At 64.3% G+C, this 22,450-nt stretch carries 20 protein-coding genes; 3 read left to right on the top strand and 17 right to left on the bottom strand.

The window, feature by feature from the left end; translation table 11 throughout:
- Positions 1-163: 163 nt before the first annotated feature.
- Positions 164-871, top strand: coding sequence for an OmpW/AlkL family protein (locus C1A35_RS15295; protein ID WP_440271529.1), 708 nt, complete (start codon positions 164-166; stop codon positions 869-871).
- Positions 872-934: 63 nt separating this feature from the next.
- Here the strand turns inward: C1A35_RS15295 and C1A35_RS15290 are convergent, their stop codons facing one another.
- The 11 genes from C1A35_RS15290 to C1A35_RS15240 all read right to left on the bottom strand — a co-directional run bounded on the left by C1A35_RS15290 (position 935) and on the right by C1A35_RS15240 (position 14,241).
- Positions 935-1,354 carry a CBS domain-containing protein gene (locus C1A35_RS15290; protein WP_104665150.1) on the bottom strand — a complete coding sequence of 140 codons (420 nt, stop codon included), beginning with the start codon at positions 1,352-1,354 and terminating at the stop codon, positions 935-937.
- An 82-nt stretch (positions 1,355-1,436) separates the two neighbouring features.
- On the bottom strand, positions 1,437-3,602 hold the full coding sequence (locus C1A35_RS15285; protein WP_104665149.1) for a glycoside hydrolase: 2,166 nt from the start codon (positions 3,600-3,602) through the stop codon (positions 1,437-1,439).
- Positions 3,602-4,600 (bottom strand): glycosyltransferase, encoded by a 999-nt coding sequence (locus C1A35_RS15280; protein WP_104665365.1) that lies wholly within the window; start codon positions 4,598-4,600, stop codon positions 3,602-3,604. Before C1A35_RS15280 ends, C1A35_RS15285 begins: the two co-directional genes overlap by 1 nt.
- 81 nt (positions 4,601-4,681) lie before the next feature.
- Positions 4,682-5,044 (bottom strand): VanZ family protein, encoded by a 363-nt coding sequence (locus C1A35_RS15275; protein WP_104665148.1) that lies wholly within the window; start codon positions 5,042-5,044, stop codon positions 4,682-4,684.
- A 164-nt stretch (positions 5,045-5,208) separates the two neighbouring features.
- Positions 5,209-6,438 (bottom strand): glycosyltransferase family 4 protein, encoded by a 1,230-nt coding sequence (locus C1A35_RS15270; protein ID WP_440271528.1) that lies wholly within the window; start codon positions 6,436-6,438, stop codon positions 5,209-5,211.
- Positions 6,439-6,653: 215 nt separating this feature from the next.
- Complete coding sequence (locus C1A35_RS15265; protein WP_104665146.1) at positions 6,654-7,898, bottom strand: glycosyltransferase family 4 protein; 1,245 nt, start codon at positions 7,896-7,898, stop codon at positions 6,654-6,656.
- Between the two features lie 9 nt (positions 7,899-7,907).
- Positions 7,908-8,669 carry a polysaccharide deacetylase family protein gene (locus tag C1A35_RS15260; RefSeq protein ID WP_199772951.1) on the bottom strand — a complete coding sequence of 254 codons (762 nt, stop codon included), beginning with the start codon at positions 8,667-8,669 and terminating at the stop codon, positions 7,908-7,910.
- A gap of 1 nt (position 8,670) precedes the next feature.
- On the bottom strand, positions 8,671-10,002 hold the full coding sequence (locus tag C1A35_RS15255; RefSeq protein WP_104665144.1) for an O-antigen ligase family protein: 1,332 nt from the start codon (positions 10,000-10,002) through the stop codon (positions 8,671-8,673).
- Between the two features lie 13 nt (positions 10,003-10,015).
- Positions 10,016-11,656, bottom strand: coding sequence for a GumC family protein (locus tag C1A35_RS15250; protein ID WP_104665143.1), 1,641 nt, complete (start codon positions 11,654-11,656; stop codon positions 10,016-10,018).
- A gap of 127 nt (positions 11,657-11,783) precedes the next feature.
- Positions 11,784-12,932 (bottom strand): GNAT family N-acetyltransferase, encoded by a 1,149-nt coding sequence (locus C1A35_RS15245; RefSeq protein ID WP_104665142.1) that lies wholly within the window; start codon positions 12,930-12,932, stop codon positions 11,784-11,786.
- Positions 12,922-14,241, bottom strand: coding sequence for a lipopolysaccharide biosynthesis protein (locus tag C1A35_RS15240; protein ID WP_104665141.1), 1,320 nt, complete (start codon positions 14,239-14,241; stop codon positions 12,922-12,924). Before C1A35_RS15240 ends, C1A35_RS15245 begins: the two co-directional genes overlap by 11 nt.
- A gap of 282 nt (positions 14,242-14,523) precedes the next feature.
- On the opposite strand from C1A35_RS15240, the gene C1A35_RS15235 reads away from it, so the two are divergent.
- Both C1A35_RS15235 and C1A35_RS15230 read left to right on the top strand, forming a co-directional pair.
- Entirely contained in the window at positions 14,524-15,189 is a 666-nt protein-coding gene (locus C1A35_RS15235; protein ID WP_104665364.1) for a N5-glutamine methyltransferase family protein, read from the top strand.
- A complete protein-coding gene (locus C1A35_RS15230) occupies positions 15,186-16,298 on the top strand; it encodes a hypothetical protein (protein ID WP_104665140.1) in 1,113 nt (370 codons plus the stop codon). Before C1A35_RS15235 ends, C1A35_RS15230 begins: the two co-directional genes overlap by 4 nt.
- A 25-nt stretch (positions 16,299-16,323) precedes the next feature.
- Here C1A35_RS15230 and nadE read toward each other — a convergent pair whose 3' ends face one another.
- From nadE to C1A35_RS15200, 6 genes are all read right to left on the bottom strand, one after another.
- Positions 16,324-17,334 carry an NAD(+) synthase gene (nadE, locus tag C1A35_RS15225; protein WP_104665139.1) on the bottom strand — a complete coding sequence of 337 codons (1,011 nt, stop codon included), beginning with the start codon at positions 17,332-17,334 and terminating at the stop codon, positions 16,324-16,326.
- Positions 17,331-18,878, bottom strand: coding sequence for a class I adenylate-forming enzyme family protein (locus C1A35_RS15220; protein WP_104665138.1), 1,548 nt, complete (start codon positions 18,876-18,878; stop codon positions 17,331-17,333). The genes nadE and C1A35_RS15220 overlap by 4 nt, the downstream gene beginning before the upstream one ends.
- A 20-nt stretch (positions 18,879-18,898) precedes the next feature.
- A complete protein-coding gene (locus tag C1A35_RS15215; protein ID WP_104665137.1) occupies positions 18,899-19,165 on the bottom strand; it encodes an acyl carrier protein in 267 nt (88 codons plus the stop codon).
- Between the two features lie 23 nt (positions 19,166-19,188).
- Positions 19,189-21,126: an asparagine synthase (glutamine-hydrolyzing) gene (asnB, locus tag C1A35_RS15210; RefSeq protein ID WP_104665136.1), complete on the bottom strand. Its 1,938-nt coding sequence runs from the start codon at positions 21,124-21,126 to the stop codon at positions 19,189-19,191.
- 146 nt (positions 21,127-21,272) lie between these two features.
- Positions 21,273-21,476 carry a hypothetical protein gene (locus C1A35_RS15205; RefSeq protein WP_104665135.1) on the bottom strand — a complete coding sequence of 68 codons (204 nt, stop codon included), beginning with the start codon at positions 21,474-21,476 and terminating at the stop codon, positions 21,273-21,275.
- A 209-nt stretch (positions 21,477-21,685) separates the two neighbouring features.
- The gene (locus C1A35_RS15200; RefSeq protein WP_104665134.1) at positions 21,686-22,447 is read right to left on the bottom strand and encodes an FkbM family methyltransferase; all 762 of its coding nucleotides are present in this window, start codon (positions 22,445-22,447) and stop codon (positions 21,686-21,688) included.
- Positions 22,448-22,450 lie beyond the last annotated feature (3 nt).

Below are 22,450 nucleotides of genomic sequence, written 5' to 3'. Positions count from 1 at the left end.
GACGAATCCGCCTTTGTCCCCAACGGCTTGCTGATTCACACGCGCATTGATCCAGGACAACTTCCGAGACGCCCATCTTGAGCATAGTGCCGCCGGCCGCAGAATCCCTGCCGCCGAACGCCCTGACCGGCGATGTTCAACTTCTTCTGGGGGTCCGGAAATCATGCCTACTCGCGCCATTCTGCCATCTGCCGTCTTCTTCGCCGCACTTGCGGCGCCGCTCGCGATCGCGACGGCGGCAGATCTCTCCGAGCCGGGCGCGGTCGCGGCACCGGAAATGCCCCTTGCCAGCGAGCCGGGTCCGTGGATGATCCGCGGCCGTGCACTCGCCGTCCTGCCCGACGACAAGGGCACGCTCTATCTCAACGGCACGGCGCTCGACGGCGAAAAGGTCGGCGTCAGCAATTCCGTCGTGCCGGAACTCGACATCACCTACTTCTTCACCGACAACATCGCCGCCGAACTGATCCTCGGCACGACGCCGCACACGGCGCGCGGCAGCGGCTCCATCGCCGGCCTCGGCGAAATCGGCAAGGCCTGGCTGCTGCCGCCGACGCTCACGCTGCAGTACCATTTCAACGTGACCGACGAGATCAAGCCCTATGTCGGCGCCGGCGTGAACTACACGATGTTCTATAACGAAAAGCCGCGTGGCGACTTTTCGAGCTTCGACCTGAAGAACACCTTCGGCGTGGCGTTGCAGGCGGGCGTCGACATCAAGCTCGACGATCACTGGGGCCTGAACTTCGACGTCAAGAAGCTGTTCCTGGAGCCGGAGGTCAACGCCACCTTGCCCGGTGCCGGCGCCGTCAGCGGCAAGGTCAAGCTCGACCCTTGGCTGATCGGCACCGGTATCAGCTACCGGTTCTGATCGCCTTCAAACGAAACGGTTTGCGGCGCCGTTGCACGGCGCCGCAAACTGTAAGACCCGTCCTCAGACATGATGGGCCGTAACGGCCTTCGCGAGTTCGCCGGAGAGCTCGCGGCTACCCGCATGCGACACGTCGCCGAGCGACAACATGCCGACCATGCGCTTCTCCGCGTTAATCACCGGCAACCTGCGAACCTGCTTGGCCTCCATCAGGTGGACAGCATGCTCGATCGACTCGTCGGTCCGGCAGTAGACGATATCCCTCGTCATCACGTCCCGCGCTGTCATCGACGCCGGGTCGCGCCCGTTGGCGAAGGCGCGAAGCGCAATGTCGCGATCCGTGACCATGCCGATCAGGCGGTCGTTTTCGCCGACCGGCAGGGCGCCGATGTCCTCGTCACGCATGATGCGCGCGATCGTCTTGAGATCGGTTTCGGGAGAGATCCAGCGAGCGCCGGGATGCATGGCTTCCGATATTCTCATCTCATCCTCCTTTGCGTGAAAGCGGCGGAGCATAGGCCGACATCGTGGCCATTCATTGATCCGCCAACGTGCCGCGCGGGCACTATCGCAGTTCGAGGAGGAAATAGGTCGTCGGGCCGGAGGGAGCACCATTGGAGAGCCGGAAGGCGACGTCGCCCGTGCCTTCCGCGACGGCCGGATGCACCTTGCCGTCGAGGCCCACGGGCGAAACCTTCCAGCTCTTTGCGGTCCGCGCCAGCGCCAGATCGACATAACCTTCACGCAGCCGCACCGGCAGCCGCCCAAAATCCTCGATCACCTTCTCCTCAGTATCGCGAAACGCCATGCCGGTGTTTTGGGCATCGGTTGCAAAGATCAGCAGGAAGCGCCGGCTTGTGGCGAGCGAGGCGTCCGGATCGAGCGCCGACAGCGCAACCAGCGCGTTGCCGTCTGCCCCCTCGATGCTGAGCACACCGAGATCGATCGGCTCCCGCAACGACGAGAAGGCGGCGGCTTCCGTTGCATCGGTCGCGACGCGCAATTGTCCCGTGAAGCGATTCAACAGGATCTCGCCGGTGCTGCTCTGGTAGATTCCGGCATCGATGCTCGTGCGGTTACCATCAGCTAGGGCACCGATTTGGCGCAGTCCCTCAAGCACCCCTTCGCTGTCTTGCCGGCGCGGCTGCGTCACCGCTGGCCCGTCGCCAAGCCGACCGGCGTCTTCGAGGCCAATCCGCCCAACCAGCGCGAGGTCGGTCAACCGCTCCGGTTCCTGCGCCTGCATGTCGTCGGAAAGATCCTCCTCGCCACGCACTGCAAACGGGACGGTGACGGCTGAGGTCGCCACGTCGCCGCGGCGGTAGAGCAACGCCGACAACGTCTCGCCGGCGCGCGCGACCGGGTCGAGCGCAATGGCATAAGGCAGCATCGCCTTCTTGTGCGGAAACGGCTCGCCATAGGCAAGAACGATCGGGCCATGGCCATGGCGGCAAAGGGCATCCCAGCCCTGCAGCGCCGCGTAGGCCGGCATCGCCAGCCCCACCTCGTAGCGGTAACGGTTCCAGAAGAGGTGGTCGTATTCGCTGACGAGGAACGGCCGGCCGAGCCAGCGCGTCGCCGCGATCATCCGGATGTAGTTCACCCCGTCGGCGATCGAGCTGACCTGCGTGGTTTTGCTTCCGGGCGCGTAGCCGCTGACCCAGTCGTGATAGGTGTTCATCGTTACGGCTTGAAGGCCGCGGCGGCTGAGCGAGGCCTGCACCGTCGGCCAGTTGTTGTAGTTGCTGATCAGGCCACGGTAGCCGAGCCCGCGCAGCACCGCACTCATGCGCGCGGTTGTGGCTTGCTCCGTCTCGGTGAAGAAGGCCTGCAGGTCGCGCAGCCGCGGACTGCGGACATAGCGATCGGCCGGAAGTGCTACGGATCTCGCCTCGATCGTCTCGTCGGAGCGCAGGTCGGGCCACGCCTTGGCGAGCGCCCTGGTCGATCCATAGCGTTTGGCGAGCCAAGCGTTGAACGGCTTGGCGAGCTGGGGATCGTAGGGCGCCTTTCCCGGCCGGTCGTGCACGACGGTGTCGAACTCCATCCCGTTCTCGTTGGCGAGGATGACGACCGCCAGCGCATCGTCGCGGACCGGCGCCACGCCCGTATAGGGGTTCACGCGCCCGAGGATCGTCTCCTGCATGCGCTTCCAGTGATCGAAGGCCCGCTCGTCGACGAACAGCTCGAGCTTGAGGTTCCCGCCATCATCCCAACGATCGTCGAAACCGCCATAGACGCCACGCAGCGACGACAGGCCATCCACCATCCAGTAGATGCCGTTCTTCTTCAGCGCCGCCAGCAGGTAGTGGATGCGGTCGAGCGTCTCGGGGTCGAAGTCGAAGTCCCGGTCGCGGCCGAACATCAGGCTGCCATCGACGAAATGCAGCCGGGCGAGATTGTAACCGCGCATCGCCAGTTGCCGGGCATAGCGGTCGGCCGTGTCGTGATCCGGAAATCCGCCGGAGGCGGGGCTCCAGGCAAGCGACGCGCAAAGCATCCGTTCCGGCTTTTCAGGCGACTTCGCGAAGGCAAGCCGTCCGCCGGCACCTGCAACCAGACGGTGCTCCGCATCGATCGTGCCGTTCGGCAGGAAGGAAGAAAAGTCGAGGGGGCTGCCTGCCCCAAGTTCGAGCGAGACCTCCCGCACGGGTAACCACTCGTCGGATGCCTGCGCTTGCGAGCAGACAGCAGCGACAGCTGCTGCGGCTGCCAGCAGCGGCCACCGCATCACGCCGGGGCTCCGAGCAGCCTGCTTTCGATCGGCGCGTCCGGCTTTCGGCGCGCCCGGAAGAAGCCGACCGGCAGAGCTGCCGCATGGAAGAACCAGGCAACGACCGTATAGAGCCCCATGCTGAAGCCGCCCTTGCGCAGGCTCATCAGCCCGACGACGCCGGCGAGGATGGCAAGGACAATACCGAGCGCGAAGAGCTTGCCCGGCACGAACAGCAGGATCGCGAGCGACGCCGCCCACCAGAGATAGACGAGCGCCCAAAGCTTGAGCTCCGGCAGCTCCCTGACGAGCTGCAAGAAATAGGGCTGGCCGATCGATGCGCGCAGCAGCTCGCCGATGCCGAACAGATACTTGCTCTTCCAACGGCGGACGAGCAGGCGGTAGGAATTGTCCGTATGGCCAAAATGTTGGACGAAGCGCCCGTCGAGGCGATGCAGCTTGAAGCCGGCGCTTCTGAGCCGGATACCGAGGTCGAACTCCTCATAGCCGTGGAGATTGCGGTCGGAGAGATAGCCGACCGCCTCGATCGCCGAGCGGCGATAGAGGCCGCCGCCATTCATGCGGTCGATCGCGCCGATGCGGTTTTCCGGCGCATTGCGCGTGACCCTCCGGGAAAATTCGAGATTGGAGGTCAGCATCTCCTGCACATGGCCGGTGACGCCCGCGACCTGGGGGTCGGCGGCAAGGAACGCCTCGGCCGCTTCGAGAAAATCGTCGTCCAGCAGCATGTCGCCGTCGAGCAGGCAGATATGCGCATGGCGTGAATACTGGAAACCGAGCTGGGGCCCGATGCCACAGCTCGGAAGCGCCGGCGGGCTGATCTGGGCGATGGCGACCGGATAGCGCGAGGCGATCTCCACCGTCCTGTCCTTCGACCCGCTGTCGGCGACGATCACCTCACCGCCGACGGTTTCGAGCGCCTTCAGCGCGCTTTCGATGGTCGCGGCAATGCGCTTCTCTTCGTTCAGCGTCTTGATGATGACGGATACTGCCACGCGATCCCCCAGTCCCGACGGAGCGCACATAGACCCGCTCCGGTTGCCGCCGATCTTACCGGCGATATTTTGCGTTTTGGTTTACCGCCCGAGCAGCCGCAGCAACGGCAACCGAAAGCGATGGAGGAACCAGCCGCCAAAGACGCCGCAGGCGCCGCCAAGAAGCTTGACCGCCACGTCCGTCACGCGCGCGTGCCGATCGGCCGAAACCATCTGCAACAGTTCGAAGCCGATGGCGGTCGCAAAGACCAGAGCCAGCACGAGCCCCAGCCGCCGCGGATAGGCGATCGCAAACAGCAGGCCGAGCAGGCCGAAGGCCCCGAACCGTTCAAGATGGACCAGATGCCCGATACGCGGCCTCAGATCGAGCGGGGACATCGTCGAATAGGCGATCACGGCAAGAAGGACCCATGCGAAAAGGCCGGCGGCGCGTTTGAGATTCATTTCAGCTTGTCTTCCAGGAAACGTGCGAGGCACGGCAATCATCGAACCATCGGCGACGGCGCATTCATCGAGTTGCGAAGGCGCGGTCGCATTCTTGAGCAGAGCGGTGTGCGAGGACGCACGAGGGAACTCCGGCAGGCGACAGGGCAGACCCGAAGGTCCGGCTATTTCGCCAGCAACGCGCTATACACCGCCGCGGTCCGTTGCGCCACATTTGTCCAACTGTAGGCTGCTTCCGCGTGCGCCGCACGCTCGCGCACCTCCTCGTCGCTCAGCGGGGCTGCGAGCTTATCCACGATACCGGACGCCAGGGCATCGATGTCGCCCAATGGGAAATACTCGTCGGGCGTCAGTTCCAGCTCCTGATTGGCGACGATATCGCTCGCCAGGACCGGCAGCCCATAGGCCATCGCCTCGAGCAGTGCGATCGGCATGCCTTCGTGACTGGACGGCAACACGAAAAGGGCGGCATTGGCGAAGAGTTCCGCCAGCCTGTCCCCCGTTTGGAAGCCCGTGAGCACGACGCCCGGCACCTCGCTCGCGAGCGCCCTCACTTCCTTGACATAGGGCGTTTCGAACTCCGCGCCGCCGGCAAGCACGAGCTTCGTATCGGCCAAGCCGCATTTGGCGAAGGCGCGGATGAGATCGAGTTGCCGTTTTTCCGGAACCAGCCGGGCGGCGAGCAGGATGTAACGTCGCGGCTCCAGGCCAAACTCTGCAAGAGCGCCGGCGTCGCCGGTCGGCGGGGTGACCTGGACGCCATTCGGGACCAGGGTCATGGAGACATGGTGCCGGGCGCGCATCGTCTCGGCGATGTCCTTCGAGATCGCTACGCGCCCGCTGGAAAACCGCATGCCCAGGAACTCGCCGAGCTTCAGCGTCCGCCTGGCAAAACCGCCCCACTTCTGCCTGTCGTAGTCGTAGCCGTGATGGGTCACGACGACCTTCAGGCCCAGCAGGCGCGCGAGCGGCGTCATCAGCGCCGGACCAATAGCGTGAATGTGCAGGACATCCGGGCGCCGCCAGGCGGCGAGCCAGACACCGAGGAAAGTGTGCACGATGGCTTCCAGCGCCATGCGGCGCGGCGCCCAGACGGGCAAGACCTCCACGCCATTCCAGGCGTAGCCGTCGCGTTTCTCAAGATAGCGCCGGCGCCCGACGACCTCGACGTCCCAGCCGTAGCCAAGGAGTTTGCCCGCCAGCATTTCGACGTGTTTCTCGACGCCGCCCTGAACATTGGGGATACCGCGCAGGCCCAGCATCATCACGCGCCTGCGTTCGCCGCGTGCGGCCAGCGCGCCACTCTGAACGGGAAGGCCCTGCTGCCGGCCAGCGGGCGCGGAGGCACGCCGAGGCAGCCCGCCTGCTCCGTCCGACAGCCCGGCCTGCGCCATCTCCTGCGCAACGACAGTCGGTTGCTGCCGGTGACTTTGCGAAACATCAGAATTTCTGCTCATGTGTCGCCTCGAAGGTTGCCCGTTCCGTTTACAGGGGCGATATACTTACAGATCGCCAAGATATTTCATTCACCTCTTATATAAATGACGCAAAACCATAGAGCGAGCCCAGGTTACTACAAATTGTATCGTAACGTTAATGGCGGTCGTTATCAGATGGCGCCAAGCCTGGCATAGACGTCGATTGTCCGTTGCCGATAGGCGGAGGCGGAGAATTCGCTGGCGATCCAGCGCCGGCCGGAAGCGCCCATCGCGGCGCGTGCCGCAGCCGGCAGGGCCGCCATTGCCGAGAGAGCGCGGGCCAGATCGTCGGCATCGCCCGAAAGCGCCGTCATGCCCGTCTCGCCCTCACGGATCATCTCAGGAATGCCGCCGATCTTTGCCCCGATCACCGGCCGGCCGAGCGCATAGGCTTCGAGTATGCTGATCGGCGCGTTCTCATACCATTCGGACGGCAGGACCAGCGCCCGCGACTGTCCAATCAGAGTGTGCAGGGCCTGGCCTGAGAGATAACCGGCAAACTGCACGTCGGCGCCGGTCTGCCCGACGAGCCGCCGCAGCATCGTTTCCTCGGGCCCCGTTCCGGCGATCACCAGTCGTTGCCCCGACGCGGCTACGGCCCGGATCAGCGTCGCCAGCCCCTTTTCCGGAGCGAGGCGCCCGGCAAAGACGAAGTAGTCTCCCTCGGCCCAGTCGGCCGCGTAGTCGTCGACGTCGACGAAGTTCGGGATATGGACCATCTGTTCGCGGGGCCAGCCCCACTCGACCAGTTTCTCGACGTAGAACCTGCTCGGCACGACGATGCGGTCCACCTTGTCACGGTAGAGGCCGAGCCCGCGATGGACCACGGTTTCGGCGAGCACGACGGCGCTCAGCGTCGTCTCCCCCTTGATGCAGCGGTGGCGCAAGACGTTGTAGATATGTCCGCCGCGACAGTCCTCGCAGACGGCGCCGTCACGCAGCATCTTGTAGGAAGGACAGGCAAGCTTCAGGTCGTGGGCGGTCATGACGACGGGGATGCCGGCAGCCTTCAGCGTCGAGAAGATCGCCGGCGACAGGTGATGGTAGACGTTGTGCGCATGGGCGACGGAGGGCCTGGCGCGTTCGATCAACCGGCTGACGTTCTTCTGCGCTTCGCGCGAGTAGATGACGCTCGCCGCCTGCACGACCTTGCGTAAAAGATTGGTGCGCCGGCCGTACTCGATCTCGGAGACGAAATAGTCGGACCATGGCGAGGTCTCGTTGTCCTCGTGCTGCATGGCGAAGGGCACCACGTCCCAGCCGATGTCCGAAAACATCTTCATGTGGTCGAAAAAGACCGCCTCAGCACCACCGCGACGATAGAAGTAATTGTTGATGGCGAGCAGCCTGTTGTCGCCGTTCCCGCGTCCCGACATTCCACCCTCCTACCAGCCGAGCCGGTCAAGCGCCTGCTCGACGGGCAACACGACACAGCCCTTATCAACCGCATAGCGAACCAGGTGTTCGAACGTCTCGGGCGTGCATCCGTAGGGCGTGGGGCGGGCGGCGATGTCGTGGGTGAAGAAGACGAGCCAGCCTGGCCGATCAACGACATCGTCGATCCAGCCCGTGAGCGACCGGGCGTCCGTCTCCGGCTGCCGGATTTCGACGGCCTTCAGCATCAGCGGATCGACGGCCGTGCGGTTGACGCTTTCGCCTGCGGCGCGGCAGGTGCGGTAGCGCCGCCCCAGTTCCCGGCGAGCCGACGGCCAGGCGGCGTTATAGGGAAAGGCGAAGTTCGTTGCCGCCGGCCCGACGCCGCTTTGCTTGAGATAGGCGGCGTTGCGGTCAAGGTCTCGGGCAAGCCCGCCCCCGCCCAAGCGCCTGATCTTGCTATGGGAATAGGTGTGGCAGCCGACCTCGTGCCCCCGGTCGGCGAGATCGGCGCAGCCCTCCGGCGAGATCAGGGTGCGATCCGGTTCGACGCGCCCCGAAAGCCCGCCGGCGATGTAGAACGTACCCCGCACGCCATGACGTTCGAGAATCGAGGCGCCGTTGTGAAGCGCTGTGTCCGGGACGTCGTCGAAGGTGAAGGAGACAAGCGGCGCGTCGGTCCTGACGTCGCGGGGTTTCGCGGCGAACCGCCAGATCAGCCGGTTGGCGATACGGTCGACAAGGCCGTCGACCCGCGTCAGAGCCTGAGAAATGCTAGGCATGCGCCACCATCCTTTGTCCGAGCGGGCGTGGCTCGGTTGCAAGTACTGCCGAAGACTGCAGGCGCAAGCCGCAGATCGCAAAAAGCAGAGAGAACCACAGCACATTCGGACCATCGAAGAAGAAGGCCTCGAGGCTGGCGCTGTAGATCGCGTAGAGCCAGATCCGCAGGAAAAGCCGCGTGAGGTCGCTGTGCTCCCGGGCCGGCGGGATGCGCGAGATATGGTAGAGAGGCAGCGCCATCAGCCAAGTAAGCGTGAGCAGCAGTCCAGGGATGCCGATCACCAGAAGCGTCTCGAGATAGGAATTGTGGGCATGCGCCGCGCGAACGGCCCAGGTCTCGACACTGCCGCCGCTGAAGACCACTTCCTCGGTCTGCCAGAACGCCTTGAGGCCGCGCCCGATAAATGGCTGGTCTGCGATCACCGTGAAGGCGAAGCGCCAGACATCGGCGCGGTTCGTAAACGTCGCGTCGATGCCGAGCGACGAAACGAATTCGCCGAGCGGCCGGATGACGGCGGAACCGACTGCAAACAGGTTGAAGAGAGCCACGCCGCCGATAGCGATCGGGATGCGCAGCAGGCGCACGCGCTCAAAGAGCCATGCCAACAGCAGGATGCCCGGCAGCATTGCCGTCGAAGTCTTTCCTCCCGTGTGGATGAGGAAGAAGAAGGCTAGGCCCACGATCGCCAGACCGGCAAGCTTCGACCACCGGTGGAGGACGAAGAGACCGATGAACGAGGCGAGGACCATGCCGACGGCAGCGTCGTTCTTGTGACGGAAATGGCCACGCCACAGCCCCGCATGCATCGGCTCCAGCACTTCGTTGGCCTGGTGAATGGACAAGAGCGGCTTGAACAGAACGCCGTAATAGGCCACCGCGAGCATGACGAGCGTCGAGATCGCCAGCATCTTGGCGAAATGGCGCTCGTTTGCCGGCAGCAGAAGATAGACGCTGGCGTTGACCGCGACCATCGTCGTCAGGATGATCGCCTTGATACCGTTGGCCGGATGAGCCGAGACCAGGCAGACAAAGAGCGCCCACAGAAGCAGGACAGCCAGCAGCGCCCGCGGCTGCATCAGCCCGCGTCGCATCGGATGCAGCACACCGTAGCAGGAGGCGACTGCAAAGAGGAACAGCGCAACGATCTGGTTCAGCCGGTTGGAATTGTCGCCGCCGGGCTCCAGCAGGCTTTCCCTGGTCAGGTCGACGAAGGAATGGAAGGGGACCCAGTAGTAGATGGAAATGGCCAGGAACAGGAAGGTTCCTATGCGGACCCTCAAGGTTTCTGCAGAACTGGCCGGGCTGCCGTAGACATCGGGCACGATGGCCGCCCTCTCACGGGGCCAGGGGCTGCGGACGACGGATGTACCTCCACAGACCGAGGGCTAGCGCGAGGGATATGCCGAGAATGAGCCCCAGGACGCCCGCACCGGCGACCAGAACCACGGTACGCGGCGGCCAGCTGCGCGCATTCGGCGGCAAGGCACGCGAGATCACGCGCACGTTGGTCGTGTCGATCTGCTGGCGTTCGGTGATCTGCTGGGCGCGCGCGAGATGCGTTTCGTAGATGGCGGCCTTGGCGCGGGCATCCCTTTCGAGGTCGCGCAGTTGCACCTGGGCCTCATTGTCCGAAAACACGTTCGACTTCTCGTCGCTCGCCTTGGCGCGCAAGGCAGCGAATGCCTGCTGCTCGCGGTCCATGTCCGCCTTGGCGCGGTCGAGGATACGGCGAGCCTCGTCGGCCATGGCCGCTTCCAGGTTGGCGCGCTCCGAGCGCGCGCTGACGAGACGCGGGTGGCGCTCGCCATAGGTACGCTGCATGGAGGCGATCTGCTGCTGCAGCACGTTGTACTGCTCGCGCAGGTTCGTCATGTTGACGGATTCGAATTCCGAGGCGCTGGCCGTCCGCCCTTGCGCAATCGCGTCGTTCATCTGTCGGTAGCGTGTGTCGGCCTGGATGAAGCGCTGCTGGGCGTCGAGAACCTGGGTGTTGAGTTCATTCGAAAGCTGATTGCTGACGAGCTGTCCGTCATTGGTCGATTGCAGGCCGTTCTTGCGGCGGAAATCCTCGACCGCGCGCTCCGCCTCGGTGACGTTGTGGCGCAACTCGTCGAGCCGCGCGTTGAGGCTCTGCGCGACGCGACCGGCGCTCTCGGCGGCGGACTGAAACAGCTCCTGTTCGAAGGCCGCAACGATGGCATCCGACAGCGTCACCGCCTTCGCCGCCTCTTCGCTCCAGACCTTCATCACCACCACGAAGGACCGTTCTTCGCGACGGGCCTCCACCCGCTCGGATAGCGCCCGCATGGCGGCGAGCTCGTTTCCGGCCTGCTGCTCCGCCTTCGACGAGAAGAGGTTCTTCAGCGAGCTGAAGGCGGAGGGCTTCACGAATTCCGCATCCTCGGTGAGGCGCAGTTGCGTGATCACCCGCGACAGCACGTTGCGCGACGTCAGGATGCGCAGCTTGCTTTCCACCTCCAGCAACTGCGCATCGCGCTGCGGATTGGTGGTGAAGACGTCGTCGCTGACGACATTGAGGTTGGAGGGATCGACGACGATATCGGTATAGACCGTATAGCGGGGTGTCGCCGTCATCGCATAGGCGAGCGCGGCGCCCACACACAGGACGAGGGCGAGGACGATCCAGAGGAGCCCATCGCGCAACCAGCCGATGATATCGTCGATGCCGATTCTGCTGAGGCCGCTCAAGCCGGGAAAGTAGCTGTCGCGACGCCCGTCGGTCGCGGCGGCCACTGGCCGAGCCACGTCCGCCCGACGCGTCGCCGCATTTGGAATATCCCTGGATTGACGCTGAACCTCGGCCGATCCGCCCGCTGCGGATCCTTCTGCGGCCGGCTTCGCCTCCTGGAGGTCTGACGAAAGCAGATCGAGCAACGAGCCTCGTTCGACCGGCGCGCGCTGCTCGCGCGCCAGTTGGCTGGCTCCCTGTTTTCCGGCCTCGTCCGGCCTATACATAAGCATCCCTCACGCACGCCCATCAAGACGCGAAGATCGTGACCCCGCGAGCCGCCTTCTATCGCAGAATTAGGGTTGTACGGTGAATATTCCGTTAAACGGCAGGATTGCCGTTTAACCCATGGCGTCAGAAGTCGGTGAGCAACCGGCTCCAGCTCTCCGATGCCAGGCCGCCGACATAGATATCGTTGCGCTGGGCGGCGTCTTTCAGATCCGCATGCCGTGTCACCATGCAGAAGTAGCCGCGATGGTGGAACGAAAGCCACCTCTGGCGCGAAATCGCATTCATGAGGAAGGGTTGCGAACTGCCGATGGCAAGCGCATAGCCCTCGGCGTCGAGCGCATGGAACATCTGTGCGGTGACGTCGAACTCGCGGCCGGCCTCGCAGACGACGTTGAGCACCGTCGCCCTCTCACCGGCCTTGCCGAAATAGAGATAGGCGCCGATGACGCGTCCGCTTTCGTCACGTACTTCCCGGCAGAGAAGATCGCCAAGCGGCGTGTTCAGCCGCGCAACCGCGACCAGCCAGTCGAACTCGCTGCGCGACCAGACCGGCCTGACCGCAAATCGCTGCAGCATCGGTTCGGCAAGGTCCAGGAAGGCAGCGGGCTCGATGGCGTGCGTCGTGCAGCCGGCCGCGGCGTCGGGTTTGGTGCGGGGGCGACGGTGACGCAGAAACCGGTCGGCAAGGGCGAGCGGCTTGGAAAGGAAAGAGGAGCGGAGCGGGCGCACGCGCCGCCCCACCGTCAGCCCCCAGGCCTTGAATGGCCGGAAGGAGCGGCGCCAGTCGAGACTCTGGATCGGAAGCACGACGCCGCCGCCCGCGACCCAATGATCGGCGCTTACCGGGGACGAGTTGTCGGAGAAGCACATGTCCTGCCGCGTCGCCCGCATCGCGCGCGCCAGGCAGGCCGCGCCGACCGCGCCGGCCTTGCCTTCGGACATGAAGGCGCAGAGAAGTTTCGCCACCGTCCGGCGGCCGTTGACCGAGAACTCCATGGGGATCGCCAGGATGGCGCTGCCGATGCCGCCGGTCCCGTCGTCATAGACGATGCTACCGTTCTCCGGAGCGTAAAGCGGGCTCCCGAAGAAGATGGTCTCCACATATTGCCGGAGTTCCTGGCTCGCCTCCTGCTCGCGCTTGCGAAAGATCCGGGTGAACATGCCGCTGACGGCGGGGATGTCCCGGGGCTCCATGGCGCGGACGTTGCCCGTCCGGGATAGTTCCCGCCCCTGCGACCTTGCGGCCTGGATTTTCCCGAGTTCAGCCTCCATGCGCTACCCCCGTCGACAAGGGCGCGGCGCTGGCCTGTTCCCGATCGCGCCGCACGAAGCGCAGGAAGACGGCCCAGGAGACGATCACCATCGCGATCTCGATGACGTAGAAGGAGATGAAGGTGCCGGCCGGCGGTGCGTACCAGGTGGCCCAGGCGGTGAGCGCGGCGCCGAGCACGCTGCCAAGCCCCATTACAGAGGCGCGCGCCGGATGGTGGCCGGAAGCGCCAAGCGCCTCCATCGCCACCGACCACATGGCAATCGGCACCACGACCCAGCACAGGATGCGGACGAAGGAAACGAGGGAGACGTAGTCCCTGCCGAAGAGATAGGGCAGGACCGGCGCCAGCACGAAGACGGCGACGGCCGCGGCGATACTGATCGAGGTGGCGGCAAACAGCACCTTGCGCACGCGCTCGAAAGCATGGTGCAGGCCGGCCGCCGTCGCCTTTGCCGAGCCGGGATAGATCAGCCGGTTCAGGGCCTCGACCGACAGGTAGCTGCTCTCCAGCATGCGCCGGGCGACGCTGTAGCTGGACATCACCTCGGCGCTCGCCACCAGGCTCAGGACCAGAAGGTCGGCGTTCTGCCGCACGGCGCGCAGGATGAACGGGATGCTGAAATAGAGCCCCAGCGGCAGTTCTTCGCGCACGATGCCGTAGCGTGGACGCCCGAGCCCCTTGACCGCCCACCAGCAGCCAAGCGCCACGATCACGTGGCAAATGAACTGCCAAACGGCCCAGGAGGCGACCGTCGCGACCCCGAAGGCGATGCAGGCAAGCGCTGCGGCAATGGTGCGCGCCAGGGCGAAACCGACGACCACCTTGTTGGCCGAGGCAAAGTTGGAATGGGCAAGAAAGATCTGCTCGGCCAGCACGATGACCCGCACGAAGATGACGTTGGTCACGAGCATCAAGGTGATCACCGCGATGTTGGTCACCGGATCGGGCGAGAGCGTGAAGAAGAACGGCAACACCGCCGCGCCAAGCACCACCAGCAGCACACCGCTTGCCGCCGTCAGGATGATGTTGTGGCCGAGCATCTGCGGGTACATGCCGCGGTCGCGCGCGACGCGGCGCACCAGGCACTCCATCGCGCCGAGGCCACATAGGTGAACCGCGATGTTGGCAACGGCGGTGATTGCGACGAAGACGCTGAATTCGTGCACGCCGAGAAAGCGCGCGAGGATAGCAAAGGTCAGGAGCTGCGCGGCCGAGCCAATGACGAGGCTGCCGCCCGATGCAGCATAGGATAAGATCATCGAGAGGAACGGTCTGTGCGCGCGTTCCTTCACACCTTCCGAAGCCATTTCGATCTGCCCTTGACCTCAACCCGTCATTGTTGCGCGAAACAGCATTCAATGACAGCGAGCACCCGCCTCTGATCACGGGCACGGTAACAGGCAGAAATGATTGTGCGGTTAACGTGCTCGCGGCAATTGTATTTCAGCTTCCGTTTACTCAATTACACTAGTCTGCGCCCCGCACGTCTACAGAGTTTTCCAGCGACATGAGGAGTGGCCGTGGCGCAAAACGACAGCAATCCGACCGACCGACCGACCGAAGACCGGGCCGCAACACTGCACCGGTTCATGGGTGTCGAACTGGAACTTGCGCCCGACGTCCTGGTTCCGCGGGAAGAAACCGAGCTTCTTGGGAGAAGGGCCGTATCGCTCCTTGAAGGGGGCCTCTCGGACGTCGCCATCATCGACATGTGCTGCGGTTCCGGCAATCTTGCACTCGGTATCGCCAGCGAGATCCCGTCGGCAAGCGTCTGGGGCGCGGACCTGACGGACAGCACCGTGGCGCTTGCCCGCCGCAATGTCGACCGGCTCGGTCTCGGGTCGCGCGTTTCGATCCGGCAGGGCGATCTTTTCGCGGCGCTTGAAGGCGACGCGCTCCAAGGCAGGGTCGACATGGTGGTCTGCAATCCGCCCTATATCTCGACCGGCCGGCTGGAGGGAGACAGGGCGCATCTGCTCGACAACGAGCCGCGGGAAGCCTTCGACGGCGGCCCCTATGGCATTTCCATCCATCAGCGCCTGATCCGCGACGCCCTTGCCTTCCTGAAGCCGGGAGGCTGGCTGTTGTTCGAGTTCGGCGAGGGCCAGGAGCGGCAGGCGGCTGCCCTCCTCTCACGGGCGAAAGCCTACGCGCCTGTCACCTTCGCGACCGACCGGGACGGCAAGCCGCGCGTCGCCATCGTCCAGAAAATCGACGGCCCGGCAGCGACCGGCACCGCAGAGCAGTCTCGATGAGCGAAATCCGTTCGCTAGAAAACGCGGACGTTCCAGCCGTCGCCGGAATGTTCCAGCGGGTGTTCCGCGACGAGCGGGCCGCTTCGCCCGCGCTCGCCGACTACATGCGGCAGCTCTATCTCGAAGGGCCAGGCTGTGATCCGGAAATCAGACCTCTGGTGCATGTGAACGACGAGGGCCGGATTACCGGCTTCGTCGGCGTCAATGCGCTGCCCATGACACTGAACGGCCGACACTTGCGCGCGGCGATCTGCGGGTCGCTGATGGCGGAAGACCGCGAGAGCGATCCCCTGGCCGGCGCGCGCCTCATGAAGGCATTCCTTTCCGGTGCGCAGGATCTGTCGTTTAGCGAGACGGCAAGCGAAGTTTCGGTGCAGATGTGGACGCGGCTTCGCGGCGTGGTTCTGCCGCAGTACAGCCTCGACTGGGTGCGCGTCATCCGTCCCGCGACCTTCAGCCTGAGCGTCGCCTCGAACCGCATCAAGCCCGCCCGGCTCGCCGCGCCCTTCGCGCGCGCGCTCGACACGTTCTATCGCAAGCGCATGGGCCAGGGCGAACAGCGCTGGTCCGCCCTGCCAGAGGCGGGCGCTGCACCGGCGGGCTTCACGTCGGCCGAAACCGACCGCAGCGGCTTTGCCGCGGTCGTCGATCAGTTCACTGCGCAGTTTTCCCTTCGGCCCGAGTGGAGCAACGGCCAACTCAATCACATCCTTGCCGATGCCGAGCAGAAGCCGGAGCAAGGCGAACTCGTCTACGCACTGGTGACAGCCCGCACCGGCGCCGTGGTCGGCGCCTTCGCCTACTACGCCAGGGCGTCTGAAGTCGGCCGAGTGCTGCAGATCCTGGCGCGCCCGGGGCAGGCAGGACCGGTCATCGACTGCCTGATCGACGCGGCGTCGAGGCGCGGTCTTGCGGGCTTGCGCGGACGCACGCAGCCGGCGCTGATGGAGGCCATGCTCGGCCGGCGCATCGCCTTCGTGCATGTCGCCTCGACCGTCGTGCATTCGCGCGACCAGACCATCGTCGAAGCCTGCCGCGACGGACAGGGCTTCTTCAACGGCATTGCCGGCGAGCATTGGAGCCGGTTGATCGGCGGCAGCTTCGATTGACGATGGCCGGCGATCCGGCCAAGCCTCAGTATCCGGCAATCTCCTCCACCGGCCGCACCAGTTGCGGTCCGAGATGCAGGTAACGCGTCGCCTTGCGCTTGGCCGCGATGTCCGCCCAGACCCTTTCGACCTGGACCACGGTCAAGCCGGCCGCCTTGGCGACGGCCTCGATCTCGATCCCGTGGTTGAGGCCATAGAGGCAGAGGTCCATGCGGTCGTAAGGCAGGGAGAAATAGAACTCCTCCTGCGTCTGCTCCAGCGAATAGGTATCGGTCGTCGGCGGGCGACGGCGAACCTCCTCGGGAACGCCGAGATGGGCGGCAAGCGCATAGACCTGTGACTTGTAGAGATGGGCGATCGGCTTGACGTCGGCAGCGCCGTCGCCGTTCTTGACGAAGAAGCCCTGGTCGTATTCCAGCCGGTTCGGCGTGCCGAGCACGGCGAAGTTCAAGCGGTCGGCATGGTAGTACTCGACCTGCTTGCGGGTGCGCTGCTTCATGTTGGTGGCGGCGACGATGCCGAGATAGACCGACGGCGGCATACGGTGTTTCGACTGCACGCCCTCGGGGCTCTGCACCACCAGCGAAGATATGTTGTAGCCCTCACCTTCCAGGGCGTTGGCGATCACGATTTTTGACGCCCATCCGTCGCCATAGTCCGGAACCAGTTCGCGGATGAAGGCGTCGCGGCGCTCATAGCACCCCATGGCTTTCAGCGCCGGTCCGATATCCTCGACGATCGCCTCGACGCCGAAGGTTTCGGCGACCAGCCGGCCGAAGCGCAGGCTTTCCGGATCGGAATCGTTTTCCGGCATGAACAGGCAGAAGACGTTCTTGGCACCGACGGCGCGCACCGCAAGCGCGACGGAAACGCTGGAGTCGATGCCGCCGGAAAGCCCGAGCACCAGTCCGCGCTTCTTCATGGAGCGCAACTGCTCGCGCAGCGCCGCAACGATGCGATCGGTCTCGACCGCATGGTCGATCGTCAGGGTTTCGGCCGAAAACGGGCCGGCGCCCCCGGTTGTTCTGATGTTCATTGTGCTGGCTCCATCGTCTCGGCGGCAAGGCGGCGGCTGACCTTGCCCGTATCCGTTTTCGGCAGTTCGGTGCGGAATTCGATGATCTTCGGCACCATGAAATCTTCGAGGTGGCGGGTGCAGTGGCGAATGATGTCCTTGTCGGTCAAATCAGGATCCGTGCGCACCACCAGCGCGGCAATCGCATGGCCGAGAACCGGATCCGGCATGCCGATGACGACGGCCTCGGCAATGCCGGGGTGGGCATGCAGCACGGTCTCGACTTCCTTCGGCGCGACCTTCTCGCCGCGGGTCTTGATGATGTCGTCCTTGCGACCGACGAAATAGAGAAAACCTTGCTCGTCCGTCTGGAAGAGGTCGCCGGTATAGAGCACCTTTTCCCACGGGTTCGGGCCGGGCCGCAGCATGCGCTCGGTCGCCGCGTCGTTGCGCCAGTAGCCCTGCATCACGTGCGGTCCGCGAATGACGAGTTCGCCGGCAACGCCCGGCGGCACGCGGCTACCCTCGTCGTCGACGACGAAGGCTTCCGTATTGGGGATGGCGATGCCGACGGAACCCGGCCGGCGATCAAGCTCCTCCGGCGGCAGATAGGTGCAGCGCTTGCATTCCGTCAGCCCGTACATCGAATAGAGCCGTGCGCCGGGAAAGAGCTCGCGGAGGCGCGCGATGTGCGGCGGCGGCAGGGCGGCAGCGGTATTGGAAAGGTAGCGCAGGCTCGGCAGGAAACCGGGCTCCAGGTCACGCATCTGCAGGATCATCGCCGCCATCGTCGGCACCAGCGGGAAGCCGGTGACGCCCTCCTCGCGAATACGCTCGAAAATCGCATGCGGAAACGCGAAGGACTTCTCGAGCACCAGCGTCGCACCGAGCCGGATCGCCATCAGCAACTGGTAGAGACCATAGTCGAAGGCGAGCGGCAGCACGTTGAGGATGATATCGTCGTGCTCGTTGCGCAGGTAGGTGGTGATCGATTCCGACGCCGCATCGATGTTGCGGTGGGTCATCATCACGCCCTTCGGGCGCCCGGTCGAGCCGGACGTGTAGATCAGCATCGCCAGATCGACGTCGATGCCGCCATGCGGCACCGGCGTCGCCTCGGCCGACAGGCAGTCTTCGAAGGACACTGCGCCTGCGGGCGACTGGCCATTGGGTGCTGCGGTCGACGCGACGAAGATATCCGCCTTGCCGCTCTGGCCGCGCGCCTCGGTCACCACCGGCATCAGCTTGGCCTGAGTCAGGATCGCGGCCGCCTCGCAGTCGTCGATGATATAGGCGAGCTTGTCGGCCTTGGTCGAGGCGTTGATCGGGCTGAAGGTCGCACCCGCCTTCAGGATCGCAAAGATCGAGACGGCCGCCTCCCAGCAATTGTCCATGAACACGAGGACGCGGTCGTTGCGCTTGACGCCTGCCCTTGCCAGCGCGGCCGCCAGCCGGTTCGACAGGTCGTCGAACTCGCCGTAGCTGAGGCGCCTGCGATCGGTGACCAGCGCCGTCTTGGCCGCATGCCTTGCCGCATTGCCGATGAGAAATTGCTCGAACCGCATGGGACGCCCTCGGGTCTTGGTTAGGCCGTGGCCGGCACTCCGGCCTTTGCCTCGATGAAGGCCGAGATGCGCGCGAGCGAATCGAGGTTCGCGGGCACGATGTCGGCGTCAGCCATGGCGATGCCGAACTGGTCCTCGATGAAGGCGACGAGTTCGAGAACGCCGGTCGAATCGATGATATCGTTCTCGATCAGCGAGGCACCGTCGGCGAGATCGTAAGAGGAATCGCCAAACAGGAAGTTCTCGATGACAAAGGCCCTGACCTTATCCTTGATCGTTTCCGTCATTTCATTTCCTTTCCCAATGGGTTTCAGGCCGCTTCAGCGGCGCGGATGCTGGTGCCGGTAAAGGTCTGCAGCCAGAGCTGCGTCGACAGGATACCGACGAAGGCGGCGTTGTCCCTGAAGCCGGTCGCCGGTTGCGACTGGCATTTTTCATAGAGCTTGGTCACGGCCTTGGCATTGAACAGGCCGCTGTCGCCGATGCGCGTCTCGCCCATCGCATCGCGAACGTAATCGAGTTCACCGGGGCCGGTGAAGGAGTGGCTGTCGGGTGCGCGGTAGGGCTGCTTGGTGCGTTGACCGATCGTCGCAGGTAGCAGATCCTTCGTCGCCTCGCGCAGGATATGCTTCTCCACAAGTCCCTTCAGTTTCATTTCCGGCGGCAGGCGCGTCGCAAACTCGACGAGGCGATGGTCGAGGAACGGGAAACGCCCCTCGATCCCATGCGCCATGGCCATGCGGTCGCCCTGGCTGGAGAGAATGTATCCGGGCAGAAGGAAGCGGCTTTCGAGATACTGCGCCTGGTGCAGCGGATGCCAGCGACCGAAGGCAGCCGGAAGCCGGCTCGCCAGATCTTCCGCCGCGTCGTAATTCTTCAGCGTGGCGCGCAGGTCCGGAGAAAAGAAGATCTTGGTCGCGGCCGTGCTCTTGAACCGCGGACGATGCGAAAACAACGGATCGTCGAGCGGCACGTCGCCGGCGCCGAAGAAGGCAGCGAGATATTCCGCCGATTGCTGCTGCAGGCCCGGCAGATAGGGATAGAGCTTGCGGAACAAGTGCGGGCGGATCCGCGAGCCGGGCTGGCGACCGCAGAAACGGCGTACCCGCGCCTCCTTGAAGATATCGTATCCGGCAAAGACCTCGTCGGCGCCCTCGCCCGTCAGCACCACCTTCAACCCCTGTTCGCGGACAAGGCCCGAGAGCTGGTAAAGCGGTGCCGGCGCGGTGCGGATGATCGGCCGTTCCGCGAAACGGATGACCTGCGGGAAGACCTTCGCGATGTCGCCGGCGCGACAGGCAACCGCACTGTGATGCGTGCCGAGCGCTGTCGCCATTTCCATCTGAAAGGCGCTCTCGTCGTGCTCGACGCTATCGAAGGTCACGGAAAACGTGCGCAGCCCCTGGGGCGTCATTCCCGCCGCCAGAGCCGAGACGATGGAGCTGTCGAGCCCGCCTGAGAGATAGGAGCCGACGGGCACGTCGGCCCGCATGCGGATCCGGGTTGCATCGGTGAGGAGGGCGCGCAATTCCTCAGCCGCGCTACGCTCATCTGCAAACAGCGGCGGCGCGTCGTGGTCAGGATAGTCGAGCTGCCAATAGGGGCGGATCGACGTCCTGCCCTTCTCGACGATCATCAAGTGAGCCGGTTCGAGTTCGTGAATGTCGCGAAAGCCCGTCCGCGGCGCGATCGGCGCCCAGAGGGTAAAGATCTGGTCGAGCGCAACCGGGTCGAGTTCGGCGGAAATGCCGGGAACCTGAAGCAGCGCCTTGATTTCGGAGGCGAAGTAGAATGTGCCGCCATGGGTCGTGTAAAACAGCGGGCGTACACCCATGCGGTCGCGCGCCAACATCATGCGCTGGCGGCGTCGATCCCAGATCGCGAAGGAAAAGTCGCCGTTGAGTACGGACAGGCAATCCTCGCCCATCACAGCGTAAAGGTGCAGAATGACCTCGGTGTCGCTCGTCGTGCGGAAGCGGCGCCCCTTGGCGCGCAGCTCCTCGCGCAACTCGACATAGTTGAAGATCTCGCCGTTAAAGGCGATCGAAAGATCGCCCGTTTCGTCGGACATCGGCTGCTGTCCGTCGCCAAGACCGACGATCGACAGCCGCACATGGGCGAGCCCCGCCTCCGGTGCAGCGAGAATGCCGTTTTCATCCGGGCCGCGATGCGCGATCGCAGCGGCCATCCTCTTGAGAAGGATTTCCGCCTCCGGGACCGCCCCGAAATAGCCACCGTAACCGCACATGCCGAGATACTTTCACACCGTTCGATCACCGCCGGACCATAAACCGCATGGCCGAATCATGGGTTAATCTCCGGCATTTTCTGGTTGTATGGTAAATGCGGCGGTTCGGGCGCCGCGTTCGGGATAGGCGCCGCCGGCCCCTGCCGTCAGCGCTCCGGAATTCGTCTTTTCGATGCCATCCTGAACATCAGGTACAGAAACAGGACCGGCCAGAAAACGCAGACCAGAAGCCCGGCGAGCCGGTACATGGTCCAGGGGGCGCGCGCCTGCAATCCTTCAAGATAGGTCATCGCGACGAGAAAAAATGCCGTCAGGCCATAGGCGACACCGGCAACGAATACCCATGACATGCGGCCGCCCTCCACGACGCTCCCAACCAAAACCAGGAAATAGCAGCAGCAAGCTTATACCACCGCAGGTAACATCTTTAAACGAAGAATTAACTCTACGCGGGAGCATGGTTAACCGGACGGACGATCGTTCCGGCTCCAGGCGAATGCCCGGAGCATTGCCTGTCTCGTATCCCCTGGGATGGAGGACTTGAACCGCCAACGGCTCCCTAGCGGTGGCGATCTCGCGCAACGAACAGCAGGTCGAAGCCGCGGAACTCCCCGCGCGCGATCGATTTGCGCAGCGCCGTCCAGATCGCCGAGGGATTGTCGAGGCGGAAGCCTTTCAGGCTGCGGATCAATCCGATGGTGGCGGTCATCGTGCGAAGAACACGCGAAAGCCTTGAGCCCTCCAGCGACGCAAACAGGATCTGCGGATGCACGGCCAGCAGCACGCCGGCTGTCCGCGTCCGGTCGATCATGCGGAACTGGTCCAGCGCACGATACTCGTAACCTTCGATATCGATCTTGAAACAGAGCCTTTCGGTCCGGGCCATCTCCTGGAGTGCCGCGATCGTCACCGTGCGGGCGCGGATCGCCTCCCCGTCGTCGTCAGCGATCAGGGCCGACGTCTCGGAGCTGCCGAAACCGCCACCCACCGAATGCAGCACGAGAACGTCATCCTCCGAGAGCGCGGCGTTGATGACCTGCACCTCGCCGCGGTTCTCGGGCTGCATCTCCCTGAGAATGCCGAAGCAGACGGGATCAGGCTCCACAGTGATGACGTTGTCGGCAATCTGGGCCGCCCAATAGGGCGTCACGCCGATCCAGCCGCCGATGTCGATGAAGGTCGTCTTGCCGTCGACGAGGCGCTCGATGTTCTGGAACGTGCAAGGCTCCCAGTCGCCGCTCTGCAACCGCGCGAAAAAGCGCTTCTTTTCCGGCTTGTCGGGAAACTGGACGGTCTTGTGGAAATAGGTGATCGAACGCATGGC

The sequence above is a fragment of the Ensifer adhaerens genome (assembly GCF_002940685.1).
Taxonomy (GTDB): Bacteria; Pseudomonadota; Alphaproteobacteria; order Rhizobiales; family Rhizobiaceae; genus Ensifer; species Ensifer adhaerens_E.
The sequence above is the reverse complement of the archived record's forward strand: the minus strand, read 5'-3'. Positions and strand labels throughout refer to the sequence as shown.